The organism is Undibacterium sp. GrIS 1.2 (genome assembly GCF_040544435.1).
Classification (GTDB): domain Bacteria; phylum Pseudomonadota; class Gammaproteobacteria; order Burkholderiales; family Burkholderiaceae_D; genus Undibacterium.
Genome location: NZ_JBEONP010000019.1, coordinates 25,300 through 40,978 on the forward strand (window position 1 = coordinate 25,300; position 15,679 = coordinate 40,978).

A 15,679-nucleotide genomic window follows, 5' to 3' on the forward strand; every position below is an offset into this window, starting at 1 on the left:
GGGCAATATAAATTGCAGCTTAGTGCCGTAAAAAACGCATTGTTCCACCGGAAAATCCGGCTTGAATGCAGCTTGCAATGAAATGTAAGAAAATAGTCCGTCGTCCGACCAATCATCAATATCGCAAGCTCATTGCAAATTCATCGCAAACCGACTGCAAACTCGACATCAAAAAGGAAAAATTATGACTTTATATTCATCGCCGGCAACCAGCGTCGCTACTTTGGGTGGCGGCTGTTTTTGGTGTACCGAGGCCGTATTCCAGCAAATCCGCGGCGTGTTAAAGGTGGAATCTGGCTATAGCGGCGGCGCCAATCCCAATCCGACTTACGAGCAAATTTGTACCGGACACACCGGCCATGCAGAAGTTGTGAGGTTGAGTTTTGATCCTGCGGTCATCAGTTATCGTGAGTTGCTGGAGATTTTTTTCACGATTCATGATCCGACGACGTTAAACCGTCAGGGTAATGATGCAGGTACCCAATATCGCTCAGTGATTTACTTCCATGACGATGAGCAAAAAGTCATTGCACAGGACGTTATTAAAGGGATGAAAGCCGTTTGGGACGATCCTATCGTCACTGAGTTGACTGCCGCGCCGACGTTTTACCTGGCGGAGGCTTATCACCAGAATTACTTTAAGCAGCACCCCGAGCAAGGCTATTGCTCGTTTGTGGTAGCGCCTAAAGTGGCGAAGGCGCGCAAGCTTTTTTCTAGCAAGCTTGTAGGTTAAGTTTATTGAATAAGCTCGACAAACCCTAGTATTCACACTTCACTATTACCGGTAGTGTCCTTAGCCTCATGTTCTGCATGAGGTTTTTTTTCGCCACAGAGTAGCTGTGCGTTCAGATGCTAGCGGGATTTTTTATTTTTCTTTTGCTCATGCTGCTCGATATAGTCTTTTCTGACCAGAGACTTAAATTGTTTTGGCAGCCAAGGTCGTGCAGCCAGCATAAAACTGATGCGATGCTTTTCTTCAAAGGGTAATTTGGCATCTTCCTGATGCTGCTCTGAGAATTCACGGGCGACTTGTTTCAAGCGATTGAGCAGCGCAGCGACCGATTGTTTGGAGAGCATCACGTTTACAAGGCGCATGATTTCATGCTCGCCATCAAAATTTGATTCCAGATATTCCGCATAAGCTTGATCGCGGAAATTACTTTGGATAGGGCCATTCGGTATCCAGCGGAAAGTACGTGCAACCAGTAACTTGACTCGGTTATTTGGCAGCAATTCTAGAAATCCAATTTTATCTAGACGCAACAAATGTTTTACAACTTCAATTTCTGACATGTCATAGATGCGTGTCATTTGCTCTACCGTCAGCAAATTCAGCGCCGATACCGCGACGATAAATTTTTTTGGATCGCTGATGATTTCTTTTTCCTGATCGAAGGTCAGTTCTGAGATTAAGGGTTCTTCATTTGATGCCAGGGCCAGATCGCGCAGGCTGATCTCGGTCGCTTGCAGGATTTCATCCAACCGTTGCAGCGTAAAGTTCTTTTGGGCAAACATTCGCTTGACGCTGGCTTCCGACATATCTATCCGGGATGCCAGATCGGCATAAGTGATACTTCTGGCCTTAAGTTCGCGTTTTAAGGAGTCAATTAAAAGGCTGGCTTTGAGCATGGTATTTTGTGAAATGTAAAAGAGTATTAAAAAATGATACACCAAGCGACCCCAGCCGCAACTCTTTGTTTATGTATTGATCACTTACTTTGTTGACTTGATAATCCATTCCGTCGCTTAGATAGCGATCATTTCGTAAGAAACAGAGTCAGTCAGTATCTGTAACGAGTGTAGAGAACTCAAGGGGAAACAACATGGGATTAGAAACGATCATTTTGGGCGGCGGCTGCTTTTGGTGTACCGAAGCCGTATTTCAGCAAATTCGTGGGATTAAGAATGTTGAGCCTGGTTATGCTGGCGGGCATGTTGACTTCCCGACATATGAAGATATTTGTGAAGGCGATACCGGACATGCCGAAGTAGTACGACTGACTTTTGATACTAAGATCGTTAGCTACGATGCACTGCTAGAAATATTTTTTGCTACCCATGACCCTACCACCCTGAACCGCCAAGGCAGCGATGTTGGTTCGCAATACCGCTCGGTCATTTATTGTGAGTCAGCACAACAAATGAAGACGGCGCTTGCCGCAGTAAAAAAAGCAGAGGCTAACTGGGATGCACCCATTCTTACCGAAGTCGCCATCGCCCCCGCTTTTTATCCCGCTGAAGAGTATCACCAGAATTATTTTAAATTAAATAAACACCAGCGCTATTGCACCATGGTCGTCGCGCCCAAAGTTGATACAGCACGTAAGTTTTTCACAGGTAAATTAGCTGCCTGCGTTGCTTAATTTAACTTAAGCTAACTTCAGCTAGCTGACGAGCGGTTTCATCGTTGGCTTTTAGGCTGGTGTCAAATTGGACTCAGCGAACACTCAAGGTTGCAGACGGCTGATCGCCCATGTTCCATCGGCATGTTTGGTGTACACAATCCGATCATGCAGACGTGAGCTGCGACCTTGCCAGAATTCTAGCCGCTCCGGCTGCAAGCGATAACCGCCCCAATGCTCGGGGCGCGCCGGATGTTCGCCAGCTTGCTCTACTACTTCTGCCATGCGGGTTTCTAACAGCTTACGGCTGTCTACTTCTGCGCTTTGTTGTGACGCAATCGCGCCGTGGCGACTTCCCAAAGGGCGGCTATGAAAATAGCGATCACTTTCTTCCGCTGACATCTTTTCTACTCTACCCTCTATTCTGACCTGTCGTTCTAGGACGACCCAATGGAAGAGTAAAGCTGCATAAGGATTCACATCCAGATCATGTCCTTTCTTGCTCGCATAATTGGTAAACCAGCAAAAGCCACGTTGATCAAACTCTTTAATCAAAACAATACGGGAGGAAGGTCGACCCTGCGCATTGACGGTTGCCAGACTCATCGCGTTCGGTTCTATCACATCGGCTTTTAATGCCTGATCAAACCAGACTGAAAATTGCTGAACCGGGTCGCTGGCGACTTCTGATTTGGACAAACTGGCGTGCTGATAATCTTTACGTAAATGAGCGATAGACATGTTGATTCCTTGAATAATATGGATGCTAAGCAGAACATCATCGGTAAAAAATTATCCTCTATTTAGCGCCAAGTCGCTTGCGCTGTATCAAACAAACCGGATTGTTCTAAAGCATCTTGTAAAATGGCGAGATATCTATTTTGAGTAAATCCCCATGCAAGAACAGTTAGAAGTTGATTTTGAACGTCGTTTTGGCGGTATCGCCCGCCTATATGGCAGCGCGGGACTAGAGCGCTTTAAACAAGCGCATATTTGTGTAATCGGTGTCGGTGGTGTGGGTTCCTGGGCGGTAGAAGCTCTGGCGCGCAGTGCGATCGGTCAGATCACGATGATCGATCTGGACAATGTGGCCGAGTCCAATATTAATCGGCAAATACAAGCCACCAGCGAGACCATTGGTAAAGCCAAAGTCACCGCGCTGGCGGAGCGGATTGCACAAATCAATCCATTTTGTACTGTCCATGAGATCGAAGATTTTATCGCGCCCGATAATTTGACGCAGATGATAGGCGCCCATCAGTTTGACTATGTGATCGATGCGATTGATAACGTCAAAGCAAAAACTGCACTGATCGCTTATTGCCGCGAGCATGCTGTACCGCTGATCACGATTGGTGCAGCGGGCGGGCAGACTGATCCGGGCAAAATTGAAATACGGGATTTGTCCCGCACCGAGCAAGAACCTTTGCTGGCATTGGTGCGAAAACGGCTGCGCCAAAATCACGGTTTTCCACTCGGAGCAAAAAGTAAATTTGGGATTGATGCGGTGTTCTCGATGGAGGCATTGACCATGCCCGAGACGGCGGAAGTGTGCGAGGTCGGGAATACGTTAGTTGGCAATCCGGGCACGAACAGTGTCGCTGCTGTTACTGGAGTTGCTAGAGTGACCGGATTAAACTGCGCTGGCTTTGGGTCATCTATCGTCGTGACTGCGTCGTTTGGTTTGATGGCAGTGGCGCATGTACTGCGCAAATTGGCTGGAGTAGCTTAAGAAATCATCACATTGGATGTGGATTTTTTAGAATTTCTCCAGCGTGAATTTTGTAGGTATATTTAATATACTCCCCTTATTTTTATTAAAAATTGACCAAGTGTCCAAGGAATATATGGACACTAAAAATATACATGGTGGGAGTATTTATTTCTTCCCGCGCTGCGTGAGGAGATTTCTGGCATCGAATTCTACGTAATTCTCCGCATGATTTTCCACTTTGTCTCTCCCGCTAGTCGCCTGACCATGTAGGGATTTCGATCACAAATTTGAGATCGGAGGAAGGCACAAACCAGTGTTTGTGCCCTTTGCAAACGAAAGCGACTATCCGTCTGCGCCATCTGCTCAATCTGCCATTTGGCAGAAATTGCGTTACGACTTACCAAACACCTCATTCAATTGCTGCGTCACACGGATAAAGGTCGTGCGTTTGGTCAGCTCCTTAAGCTTATGCGCGCCGACATAAGTACAGGCTGAACGCACACCGCCAAGAATATCCAACAAGCTGGCATCAACCGGACCACGATACGGGATCAGCACTTCTTTACCTTCCGACGCGCGGTATTTGGCAACGCCGCCGGCATATTTATCCATGGCAGCTTTGCTGCTCATACCGTAGAAACGTTTGTATTGCTGACCATCGCGCTCCACCAGATCGCCGGCACATTCATCATGCCCTGCCAGCATGCCGCCCAGCATAATAAAATCTGCCCCGGCACCAAATGCTTTCGCCAGATCGCCTGGTACAACGCAACCTCCGTCAGCACAAATTTGTCCGCCCAAACCATGTGCTGCATCTGCGCATTCAATCACAGCAGACAGTTGCGGGTAACCTACGCCCGTCATCTTGCGCGTGGTGCAAACCGAGCCTGGGCCTATGCCGACTTTAACGATATCCGCGCCAGCAAGTATCAATTCTTCAGTAATGTCGCCAGTCACGACGTTACCCGCCATGATGGTGATATGAGGATAGGCATCCCGTACTTTTTTAACGAAGTGGATAAAGCCTTCCGTGTAGCCATTGGCAACGTCGATACAAACATATTCGATCGCATTCTTGGCACGCGTCATGACCGCCGTGAATTTTTCAAAATCAGATTGCGTAATTCCCATCGAATAAAACGCGGTTGATTTTTTCTCCAAACCCGTGAAATAGTTGACCAAGATATCTTCATCGTAATGCTTGTGCAAAGCGACAGAAAGCTGATGCTGACCGAGCGCGTTCGCCATTTCTAAGGTGCCGGTGGAATCCATGTTGGCGGCGATGATGGGGATGCCTTGGTATTTTTTTTGCGAATGATGAAAGATAAATTCGCGCTGTAATTCGACTTGCGAGCGGGAGGTGAGGGTAGAGCGTTTAGGACGGATCAATACGTCTTTAAAATCGAGCTTGAGGGTTTCTTCAATATGCATTACGACTCCTGTGTCCGGTTGGCAGGCGCACGAAAACGGTCATTTCAACATTGAAATAACCGTAGAAAGTTTCGAGCCGTGCTTGAGTATAGTAAGTATTTGGCCGATTACCGATTTAATTTCGATATAGGCGGTATCAGCGATGACATATACCAAGAACCGGATTGGGAAAATGCGTTAATCCACAATGTAGGTCAGTTTTGCGTAAGTATTAAGAGTATATTAATAGCTATTTAGTGACAGACTCCAGCACCTTTGTCGGTAAAGCCGCTGCCATCTACAGGGATAAATTCCCACTCATAATTTTTGTCGTGGAGCGTTAGTTTGAGTACGCCTGCGGTCGAATTGTCACGCGCTTCTGTGATCACTTTTGGGAAGAACATCGGCGTCAATTTTGCTCCGCCGGTGCCGACTACAAAACTACGTATGCCGTTTTTTTGATCGATTAATCCATCTGCATTCAACGGTGCAAAGCGCTCGTAGTCATGGTCATGGCCTGCAAGGACGATGTCTGCTTTTGCTTCTGCCAATAATTTCCATACGGCCTGCATGACTGCATTATTGCCATGTCCACCAGAGCTGAATGCAGGGTGATGCCAAAAGGCGAGCGTGCAACGAGTTTGATGTTTATTACTGAGTTCATCTTTTAGCCAATGCAATTGTGCTTGCATTTGTGGGCCTTCAATATTGCTATTGAGCGAAATGATCTGCCACTGACCAACTTTGCTGCTGTAATAGCCGCGTTTTTCAGGGCCGGCAAGTTCACCAAAATAGTTGTAGTAGCCTTGTGCTGCTGGCATGTCGTAATCATGATTGCCTGGAGAGGGGAGGGTGCGTGCTTTAAATCTGCCCCAAGTAGGCTCGTAGCACTTAGTAAATTCTTCTGGATTGCCGACTGGATAAGTATTGTCACCCAACGTAATTGCAATGGCTTTGCTATCTGCGGCTAAGCCCGCTTCGATGATGTTGGCAGTTTTGGCCGCCATGGTGTCAGCTACTGCTTTTTTTCTGCAATCGGCGATGTCGCCAGCCGCAAATACGGTGACCGATGTGACGTTTGATGTTTTGAGCGATTTTGATGTTGCAGTTTTTGTTTTTACAGAAGTCTCTGCAGTGCTAGTTTCGTTAGCAATTGCATTACTCGCATTGAGACTAGTTGCTGCACTGGCAATCAGGACGAGTGAAATAGAGCGTGAAACAAAATTATCTGAGAAATAATTTTTGGTGGAAAAAACAAATCGTGGCATGAACAGCAATCTTATTAAAATGAACTTAGTGACGAACTAAGTATTCCGGTTGATGTTGGAATTACTCCGGCAATGGGGATTAGTTGGGAGCGGTATTTTACATCTTTAATATTATTAGGACTTGCACCCACTAATAGTCACATAGCGTAAATTACAGCTTGCTGTGGCGCAATCGTAAAGCGTTCGCGATCACAGAAACAGAACTCAGACTCATCGCTGCACTCGCAATCATCGGGCTGAGCAGAATGCCAAACCAAGGGTAGAGCGCGCCCGCTGCCAGTGGTACGCCAATAAAGTTATAGGCAAATGCGAAGAATAAATTTTGGCGGATATTTTTCATCGTATGCTGGCTGAGCGTACGTGCTTTAAGAATGCCGCGCAAATCACCTTTAACCAATACCACGTGGGCGCTGTTCATGGCGATGTCGGTGCCGCCACTGTTGCTGTTGTTTGTGCCACCACCCATCGCAATACCAACATTCGCTTGAGCCAGTGCAGGCGCGTCGTTGATGCCATCACCCGCCATGGCAACGATGCGTCCTTGGGCTTGCAGTTGTTGTACAAAACGATATTTATCTTCTGGCAGTACATCTGCATGGACCTCATTTAGTCCGAGCTGAGTTGCGACTGCTTTAGTGGTTAAGGCATTGTCACCACTCAAGACAATGATACGCAAACCGCTCGCCTGTAATTGTTGTATTGCTTGCAGGCTTGTCGCTTTGATGCTGTCTGCCACGCTAATAATACCGGCCAGATTGCCATCAACCGCTAGCAGCATGACGGTATGTCCAAGGCTTTGTAATTCTGTGACGCGTTTGTCCAACTCCTGGAGCTGGATTTGATGATCTTGCATTAACTGCCGGTTCCCGAACAGGATTATTTTGCCATTCCATTCGGCGCTAACGCCTTTACCGCTGATCGCTGTAAAGTTGTCGATTTTTTCCGGCGTGATGTGATGCTGTTCGCTGTAAGTTAGGATGGCATGTGCCAGCGGATGTTCACTTTGTTGTTCTAATGCGCTGCTAATTTGGAGTATGGTTTTTTCTGTAAATCCGCTACCGCAAATAATCTGTTGCAAGGCAGGTTTGCCTTCGGTCAGAGTGCCGGTCTTATCGATGACAAGCGTATCAATTTTTTCCATTAGCTCTAAGGCTTCTGCATTTTTGATCAGGATACCTTCAGTTGCGCCACGGCCAATACCCACCGTAATAGAAATGGGCGTTGCTAGACCTAGCGCACAAGGGCAGGCAATAATCAATACCGACACCGCCGCCATTAACCCATTAGCTAAGCCTGGTGTAGGGCCGATTATCGCCCAGACGGCAAACGCCAAGATGGCAATTCCCATCACCGCTGGTACAAACCAGCCAGAGACTTTATCCGCCAGACTTTGGATAGGCGCACGTGATCGTCCGGCGTCATTCACCAATTGAATAATTTTTGCTAGTAAGGTGTCGCTACCAATGCGCTCGGCGCGCATGCTAAAGCTGCCTTGCTGATTGATGGTGCCAGCGCTGACATAATCTTTGGCTTGCTTAGTGATATGCAAAGGCTCGCCTGTGATCATTGATTCATCTACATTTGAACGACCTTCCAGTACCACGCCGTCGACCGGAATATGCGCGCCAGGTTTGACCCTTAAGACATCTTTCAGTTGTACCTGGTCTAGTGCGATCTCGGTTTCTTTGCCCTGCGCATCTAGTCGAAAAACACTGCTTGGTGTTAGTGCCAATAAGGATTTGAGTGCGGCATTGGTGCGTGAACGCGCACGTAATTCCAATACTTGGCCCAATAATACTAAGGTAATAATTACTGCCGCCGCCTCAAAATATAAAGGCGCCATTCCATTCATTAAGAACGCTTCTGGCAACCATTGCGGTACCAATAAAGCGACCAGACTAAATAAATATGCCGTTGCAGTACCCACGCCAATCAGGCTAAACATATTTAAATGATGCGATTTAAACGAGGCGATTGATCGTTCAAAAAATGGCCATCCCGCCCACAAAACAACTGGCGTGGCGAGCGCAAATTGCAGCCAGCTAAACGAAGTCGACCATAAGCTCATTGCTAGTCTTTGGTGCAGTTGTAGCGCTGGCAGCATGTCGCCCATGCTGATTAATAATAAAGGCACGCTAAGCAAAACACTAAATCTAAACCGACGTGTCATATCATCCAGCTCTGTCGTATCTTCTTCCGCACTGGCTTCCATCGGCTCTAATGCCATGCCACATTTTGGGCAAGTACCAGGGCCTATTTGCTGGATTTCTAAGTGCATAGGACAGGTATAAATCGCGTCTTTAGCAATGGGTTTAGTTGCCACTTTTGGGGGCGGATTGAGATAAGCTTGCGGATCTTTGCTAAATTTATTCAGGCACCCGGCACAGCAAAAATAATAGATTTTTTGTTGATATGTAAATTGATGAGCGCTGTTGTCAGACACGCGCATATTGCATACGGGATCGGTGTGTTGAATCAACTGAGAGTTGCTTGCATTGTCACCATTCTTGCTATTGTCGCAGCAAGTATCGTTTAAGTTTGGCTCAGTCAAAGACTGCGGAGGGGGTGAGGCCGGGGATGCAGTAGCGTTAGCAGAAGTTGCAGACAACACAGATTCGCCAATCAACTTTTTAGTTTTGACAAAAGCACCCGGGTTTGCATTAAATTTATCGACGCAAGATGCGCTACAAAAATAGTGACTGACACCTTGGTAGCGCGCCATTTTCTCTGGATTTTTAGTAACTTGCATGCCGCAAACCGGATCGAGATATTTTTTCTCTTCGTGACTATCCAAGGGCGGCACAGGAGCCGGAGTGATGGAACTTCCTGTTCCACCGCAACATGATCCGCCATGCAGATCATCTGATTCATTTTGGGTTTGATTCATCATAAATACTCCGCGCTATATCAACTCATCTTTCGCAACTTATCTTTTGCAACTTAATTGGGGCGATTTTTCGTAAGCCATATCTGTTTCAATCTATCATAGACACCGTACCCAACTACGTAGTCAAGCACTTTATGGAAAATACTTCAGCTAGCTTTTACACTATCGGACGTTTGGCACGCGCCGCGGGTGTGGGAGTAGAGACCATACGCTATTACCAGCGTCGCCAACTGTTGCCTGTCCCACATAGTGACGGTACAGGTGGTTTTCGTGCCTACCCCGTGGCCTTGGTGGACCGCATCCGTTTTATCAAACGAGCGCAGGAATTAGGTTTTACTCTGGATGAAATCAGCCATTTATTATTACTAGAAGATGGTGATGACAGGGTAGCGATACGTGAAGTTGCTAACGAGAGATTATTGCAAGTACGCGCCAAACTAGCGGATTTGCAAAAAATGGAACATATGCTGTCGGACTTAATTCATCAGTGTGAGGTGAGTGCAGGTGCTGCAAGCTGTCCGATCATTCAGGCTTTGGGACATTCCAAATCTCATTGCTAAAAAACTCTATATAACTTGCTTTGCCCTAAGCGGTCACTGACCACGCGCTGTCCGTACACTTTGTTAATACGGCAGTGATTCAAAAAAATAGCATATAAATCATAGGCTTATCGAAATTTTGGTACTTGGCATATTTCGTGCTGAAAGAACATTATTCTTTCCAAGGAGTACACCATGAATCCCGATTCGACCTCGCGCCCGGTAATGGGTTTACAGCGAATTTTAGAATTAACAGCAACCATTTTGCTGGGGTTTGTCTTGTCTTTATTGATGAGCTTTTTCTTACTCGGCAATGGCAAAATCGACCGGCTCTCTTCTTTATACCCTTGTCGTTTACTGCATGTCAGCGCATCTCTCCAGTGGTGTGACGGCGGTGAATTGACGTCGCAAGTCTGTGCTGAAGTAGAAGGCGCAGCCTGCTATGTTTTCTCAAGACTGATGTCAGCGACCTATATTTGTGCTGAATCTGAGCACATAGGGCCGTTTTTTAGTTTGGGTGATGACACCCGATTTGCCGTGTCCGGCGGTTTTCAAAAAGTGTCCGCTCATTTGTTCGCGGACAGTCTGCGGACACTACATTCAGCCAATCGGAAAACGCTAATGCTCAATAAATCAACGACTTAGCTCTGGCACGAATACTGCAACACAGCGACTACACATCAGCTTTTGCACATCAGTGTTCACACATACACATCAAAAAAAATTAAAAATGATCCGCGATACTTCTGCTCAAGATTCTGTCATTGCCGCTACACCAGTCTGGCGTAGTAAAAAAATTTACCTGATTCTGGTAATCGTAGCCGTGATCGTGATTGCGACTATCGTCTTACTCAGTGCATGGACTGGTAGCGCACTATCGGTCAGTGCGTCACGCTTGAGTATTGCGACCGTAACACGCGGCAAACTGGTCCGAGATGCTGCTGTCAATGGCCGTATGGTTGCTGCGAACAGCCCCACTTTATATGCCACCGCGCCTAGTACCGTGACTTTGAAAGTCAAAGCTGGCGACAAAGTCAGTAAGGGTGACATCGTTGCAGAGCTAGACTCACCAGACCTCAGCAATGAGCTTAAACGTGAACAGGCCAATTATGAACAGTTAGAGGCTGAAGTCGCTCGTCAGCACATCCTCGCGCGTAAGCAAAAATTATTAGCCAGACGGGATGCCGATCAGGCCGAGATTGATCGGGTCTCGGCTGAGCGCACTTATCAACGGATTGAGAATGCGGGGCAATTGGGTGTCGTAGCAAAGATCGATTTTTTAAAAGCCCAAGATGCGATGAAATCCGCACAAATCCGCGCCAAACATGCAGAGCAGGCGACAGGTCTAGAAAATGAGGATGTTGATCTGGTGCTGAAAACCAAGAACAGCCAATTACTGCAACAGCGCTTAGTGCGTGATAACGCACAACGTCGTGTTGACGATCTTAGACTGCGTGCGCCGGTTGATGGCATCGTTGGTACTTTGTCTGTGGCGAATCGTAGTGTAGTCGCTGCGAATACGCCGCTGATGACTTTAGTCGACCTATCACAGCTGGAAGTTGAATTGGAAATTCCAGAAACCTATGTCGCCGATTTAGGTCTTGGTATGAATGTAGAGATCACGATCAACGGCATCAATGCGATTGGTAAGTTATCTGCATTATCCCCTGAGGTCGTCAAAAACCAGGTGCTTGCCCGGGTACGTTTTAACGGTCAGCAGCCCGCAGGATTGCGACAAAGCCAGCGCGTCTCTGCCCGCTTATTAATTGAGGAAAAACCGGATGTCTTAATCGTCCCCCGTGGCCCTTTTGTCGAGAGTGAGGGCGGTCGCTTTGCCTACGTTGTCGAAGCCGGTGTCGCTACGCGGAAGCCGATCAAAATAGGCGCAACCAGTGTTACCTCAGTGGAGATTTTAGAAGGGTTAAAAACAGGTGATAAGGTCGTTATCGCCGGAACCGACACTTTCCAAAATGCGCAACGAGTGACGATCAACAATTAGATTGTCTACTCATGACCAGCTCAATATCAATATCAGTTCAGTATTAAATCAGCATCAATTTTTAAGCCTAGCCTGTCGTCATCAGATATCAACCATTAGTTAATTACATCGAGAGTACAACTATGTTACGCATGAATAATCTCAGCAAAGTGTATCGCACCCACATGATAGAAACACATGCGTTGCGTGGTTTTGAAATCCATGTCAAAGAGGGCGAATTTGTGACCGTCACTGGTCCGTCTGGCTCCGGTAAAACGACGTTTTTGAACATCGCAGGCTTGCTGGAAGAATTCTCCGACGGCGATTATTTTCTGGATGGAGTCAATGTTAAGGGCATGAATGACAATGACCGTTCGCGCTTACGGAATGAGAAGTTAGGATTTATCTTTCAAGGCTTTAATTTGATCCCTGATCTAAGTTTGTTTGATAACGTCGATGTCCCACTGCGTTACCGTGGTTTTAATGCGGCTGAACGTAAGCGCCGGATTGAAGAGGCGCTCACACAAGTTGGTCTGGCCTCCCGTATGAAACATTATCCAGCTGAGCTTTCTGGTGGTCAGCAACAACGGGTTGCAATTGCCCGTGCTCTGGCTGGCTACCCCAAATTACTGTTAGCCGATGAACCGACCGGTAATCTGGATACCCATATGGCACGCAGTGTGATGGAGTTGCTGGAAGAAATTAACGCACGCGGTACAACCATACTGATGGTGACTCATGATCCGGAACTGGCTGTCAGAGCGCAGCGCAATGTGCATATTATTGATGGCCAGGTATCTGACCTGGTACGTCAATCGCCATCGCTGTATCAGACTGAATCAGAGTTCGCCAGTAACTCAATCGCTGCCTAGGAAATGCCATGATTCAATATTATTTTTTTCTAGGTATCCGCAGTCTGCGACGTAATCCGGTATTAACAAGTTTGATGGTGCTAACGCTGGCAATCGGGGTTGCAGCGAGCGTGTCTACGCTGACGATTTTACACATGATGTCAAGTGATCCTATCCCCTCAAAAAGCGATCGCCTGTTTGTGCCTGTCATGGACGGCTCTCCGCTGGAAGGCTATGTCCCTGGCGCACCGATTGAAGAAACACAATTATCTTATCCTGATGTGACCAATTTTTTAAAAGCGGATCAGGGCGTGCGACGTGCGGCGGTGTATGGCGTTCAAATGACATTAGAGCCATCCAGACCAGATTTACGTGTTGCCGATATTCAGGGACTTGCCGTCAGCGCCGACTATTTTGCTATGTTTGAAGTTCCTTTTTCGCAAGGTCAGGGTTGGACTGCCGCAGAAGAAAAAAATGCAGCCAAAGTCGTTGTATTGAGCCAGACCTTAAGCGAAAAACTGTTCGGAAAAGAGAGCGCACTTGGCAAGCGCTTACGTATGCAAAATAATGAATATCAGGTGATCGGCGTATTGGGTAAATGGAATCCCTTACCCCGCTTTACCCATTTGATTAACGGCAGCGGCGGCAGTTTTAAAGGGGAAGATGAGTTTTATATTCCTTTCAACACTGCAGCCGTAGTCGAGATAGGACCAAGTGGGTCTATGTGGTGTCATGGTCCTATGGGTGCTGGCTTTAAGGGAATCCTTGCCTCTGATTGCACTTGGCTACAATTTTGGTTTGAAACAGCAACAGCCTCAGATCATACCAAGCTACTTAATTACCTGAATGCTTACACAGCAGATCAAAAGAAAGTAGGTCGCTATCCTCGTGGCGCACCTAATCTTTTGTTGAACGTAAAAGAGTGGATGAGCTTCCTGAAAATTGTAAGGGACGACAGCAAATTATCTGCATGGCTGGCATTTGGATTTTTGTTACTCTGCCTGGTGAATACCGCCGGATTGTTGCTGGCAAAATTTTCTGTGCGGGCGTCGGAGGTTGGTGTGCGCAGGGCGCTTGGTGCCAGCCGGGCAGATATTTTTATGCAGTTTTTTATTGAGACCGGTGTGATTGGTTTAGTTGGTGGTCTTTTTGGATTAGTTTTAAGTTTCGGCGGACTTTGGCTGATCTCAAGACAATCGGGTGAGATGGCAGTGCTGGCGAAGATGGACTGGAACATGCTGGTTTTGACCTTCATCCTCGCTGTAAGTGCCAGTGTGTTGGCCGGCTTACTCCCGACCTGGCGCGCATGTCAGGTGACGCCAGCGCTACAACTTAAATCCCAATAATAGTAAAGAGGATCAATATGGAAATCCGTCCGATTTTATCTGCGTTGTTGAGAAATAAAACAGCACCGCTGTTAGTTGCGATACAGGTTGCTATCAGCTTGGCGATTTTGACCAACGCCATGTATATCGTCCAGCTGAGGCAAGAAGCATCCGTGCGCTCCAGCGGTATTAATGACGAAGCTAGTGTGTTTCATATTACGAGTAGCCGCCTTCAAAGGAAATCAATGGATGACTTTAAAGCGGTATTACAGCGCGAAAAACAATTGCTGCGTGCGATACCCGGTGTAGTCTCTGTGGCACAAACATCGCAGGTGCCAATGTCGCGTTCAGGTAGTCGTTCAAGTATTTCTGTCGACCGTCTACAAACCTTGCCCTCTACTACGGTTGATAATTACAATACCTCTGATTCTTTGGTAAAAACCTTAGGATTAAAACTGATTGCCGGTCGTGATTTTAATCCGGATGACGTCCTTGAATATGATCCGCGCGAACAAAGTGATTTAAGACCGCGTGTCGTGATCGTGACAAAAGCTGTAGCCAAAGAACTCTATCCCAATGAGGCAAATGTGATTGGAAAATCCATGTTTTGGGGCACAGGCAATGATTCCGATGAATCGAAAATCATTGGCGTCGTCGAGAGTTTACAGACTACTGAAGCGGAAAGTACAGGACGGTTTGAGGATTCTGTTATTGCCCCTTTAACTACGGTCAGATCATCGAATACCTACTTTATTCGCAGTGAAGCAGGCCAAAGAGACCGTGTAATGAAAGAGGCAGAATCAGTACTGACTAAAGCAGCCGGAGAGCCAATTATTGTTCGAATGGATACGATAGATAATGAGCGATTTAAGCGTTACCGCAGTGATAAGGCTTTGGCCTGGATGCTGATCGCAGTAAGTGTACTGCTGATGCTGGTGACTGCCAGCGGGATCGTCGGTATGAGTACTTTGTGGGTCGCACAACGTCGCAAGCAAATCGGTGTGCGCCGGGCTTTGGGTGCGCGTAAGGTCGATATTTTGCGCTACTTTATTACCGAAAATATCTTGATTACGACCGGCGGAATTGTTCTCGGCACTATGCTCGCAGTAGGGCTCAATCAATTACTGGTCAATCAGTTTGAGTTAAGCAAATTGCCGCTCCAGTATTTATTCTTTGCACCCTGCGTGTTTTGGATATTGGGTGTCGCTGCTGTGTATGTGCCTGCTTTGCGTGGGGCGAGTATTTCACCTGCTACGGCGACACGTGGCGCTTAGAACGTGATCGGTCCTATCTTATAGGCGTATCGGAAAAACTTTATGTGATGTTCTGTTTTTTTGTGTTGTACGATGCGGTTTAATCCGATAT

General features: G+C 47.0%; 14 protein-coding genes. 9 read left to right on the forward strand and 5 right to left on the reverse strand.

Annotated elements, in window-relative coordinates; all coding sequences use genetic code 11:
* Positions 1 to 184: 184 nt before the first annotated feature.
* Complete coding sequence (msrA, locus tag AAKU61_RS10275; RefSeq protein ID WP_354331907.1) at positions 185 to 733, forward strand: peptide-methionine (S)-S-oxide reductase MsrA; 549 nt, start codon at positions 185 to 187, stop codon at positions 731 to 733.
* Positions 734 to 852: 119 nt separating this feature from the next.
* On the opposite strand, the gene AAKU61_RS10280 is transcribed toward msrA (AAKU61_RS10275), so the two are convergent.
* Complete coding sequence (locus tag AAKU61_RS10280; protein ID WP_354331909.1) at positions 853 to 1,629, reverse strand: helix-turn-helix domain-containing protein; 777 nt, start codon at positions 1,627 to 1,629, stop codon at positions 853 to 855.
* A 194-nt stretch (positions 1,630 to 1,823) separates the two neighbouring features.
* Here AAKU61_RS10280 and msrA (AAKU61_RS10285) point away from each other — a divergent pair, with 194 nt between their 5' ends.
* Positions 1,824 to 2,363 carry a peptide-methionine (S)-S-oxide reductase MsrA gene (msrA, locus tag AAKU61_RS10285; protein WP_354331911.1) on the forward strand — a complete coding sequence of 180 codons (540 nt, stop codon included), beginning with the start codon at positions 1,824 to 1,826 and terminating at the stop codon, positions 2,361 to 2,363.
* Positions 2,364 to 2,447: 84 nt separating this feature from the next.
* On the opposite strand, the gene pdxH is transcribed toward msrA (AAKU61_RS10285), so the two are convergent.
* Complete coding sequence (pdxH, locus tag AAKU61_RS10290; protein WP_354331913.1) at positions 2,448 to 3,083, reverse strand: pyridoxamine 5'-phosphate oxidase; 636 nt, start codon at positions 3,081 to 3,083, stop codon at positions 2,448 to 2,450.
* 154 nt (positions 3,084 to 3,237) lie between these two features.
* Between pdxH and AAKU61_RS10295 the strand changes: the two genes are divergently transcribed.
* On the forward strand, positions 3,238 to 4,074 hold the full coding sequence (locus AAKU61_RS10295) for a tRNA threonylcarbamoyladenosine dehydratase (RefSeq protein ID WP_354331915.1): 837 nt from the start codon (positions 3,238 to 3,240) through the stop codon (positions 4,072 to 4,074).
* Positions 4,075 to 4,446: 372 nt separating this feature from the next.
* Here the strand turns inward: AAKU61_RS10295 and AAKU61_RS10300 are convergent, their stop codons facing one another.
* The 3 genes from AAKU61_RS10300 to AAKU61_RS10310 form a co-directional block, all read right to left on the reverse strand.
* Positions 4,447 to 5,487: a GMP reductase gene (locus AAKU61_RS10300; protein WP_354331917.1), complete on the reverse strand. Its 1,041-nt coding sequence runs from the start codon at positions 5,485 to 5,487 to the stop codon at positions 4,447 to 4,449.
* A 233-nt stretch (positions 5,488 to 5,720) separates the two neighbouring features.
* The gene (locus AAKU61_RS10305) at positions 5,721 to 6,734 is read right to left on the reverse strand and encodes a metallophosphoesterase family protein (protein WP_354331919.1); all 1,014 of its coding nucleotides are present in this window, start codon (positions 6,732 to 6,734) and stop codon (positions 5,721 to 5,723) included.
* Between the two features lie 151 nt (positions 6,735 to 6,885).
* Complete coding sequence (locus AAKU61_RS10310; protein WP_354331921.1) at positions 6,886 to 9,624, reverse strand: heavy metal translocating P-type ATPase; 2,739 nt, start codon at positions 9,622 to 9,624, stop codon at positions 6,886 to 6,888.
* A gap of 131 nt (positions 9,625 to 9,755) precedes the next feature.
* Between AAKU61_RS10310 and AAKU61_RS10315 the strand changes: the two genes are divergently transcribed.
* The 6 genes from AAKU61_RS10315 to AAKU61_RS10340 all read left to right on the forward strand — a co-directional run bounded on the left by AAKU61_RS10315 (position 9,756) and on the right by AAKU61_RS10340 (position 15,588).
* Positions 9,756 to 10,181 carry a MerR family transcriptional regulator gene (locus AAKU61_RS10315; protein ID WP_354331923.1) on the forward strand — a complete coding sequence of 142 codons (426 nt, stop codon included), beginning with the start codon at positions 9,756 to 9,758 and terminating at the stop codon, positions 10,179 to 10,181.
* Between the two features lie 174 nt (positions 10,182 to 10,355).
* Positions 10,356 to 10,805, forward strand: coding sequence for a hypothetical protein (locus AAKU61_RS10320; RefSeq protein WP_354331925.1), 450 nt, complete (start codon positions 10,356 to 10,358; stop codon positions 10,803 to 10,805).
* An 85-nt stretch (positions 10,806 to 10,890) separates the two neighbouring features.
* Positions 10,891 to 12,159, forward strand: coding sequence for an efflux RND transporter periplasmic adaptor subunit (locus AAKU61_RS10325; protein ID WP_354331927.1), 1,269 nt, complete (start codon positions 10,891 to 10,893; stop codon positions 12,157 to 12,159).
* A gap of 122 nt (positions 12,160 to 12,281) precedes the next feature.
* Complete coding sequence (locus AAKU61_RS10330; protein ID WP_354331929.1) at positions 12,282 to 13,010, forward strand: ABC transporter ATP-binding protein; 729 nt, start codon at positions 12,282 to 12,284, stop codon at positions 13,008 to 13,010.
* 8 nt (positions 13,011 to 13,018) lie between these two features.
* On the forward strand, positions 13,019 to 14,335 hold the full coding sequence (locus tag AAKU61_RS10335; protein ID WP_354331931.1) for an ABC transporter permease: 1,317 nt from the start codon (positions 13,019 to 13,021) through the stop codon (positions 14,333 to 14,335).
* Positions 14,336 to 14,352: 17 nt separating this feature from the next.
* The gene (locus AAKU61_RS10340; protein WP_354331933.1) at positions 14,353 to 15,588 is read left to right on the forward strand and encodes an ABC transporter permease; all 1,236 of its coding nucleotides are present in this window, start codon (positions 14,353 to 14,355) and stop codon (positions 15,586 to 15,588) included.
* The last annotated feature ends 91 nt before the right edge of the window (positions 15,589 to 15,679 follow it).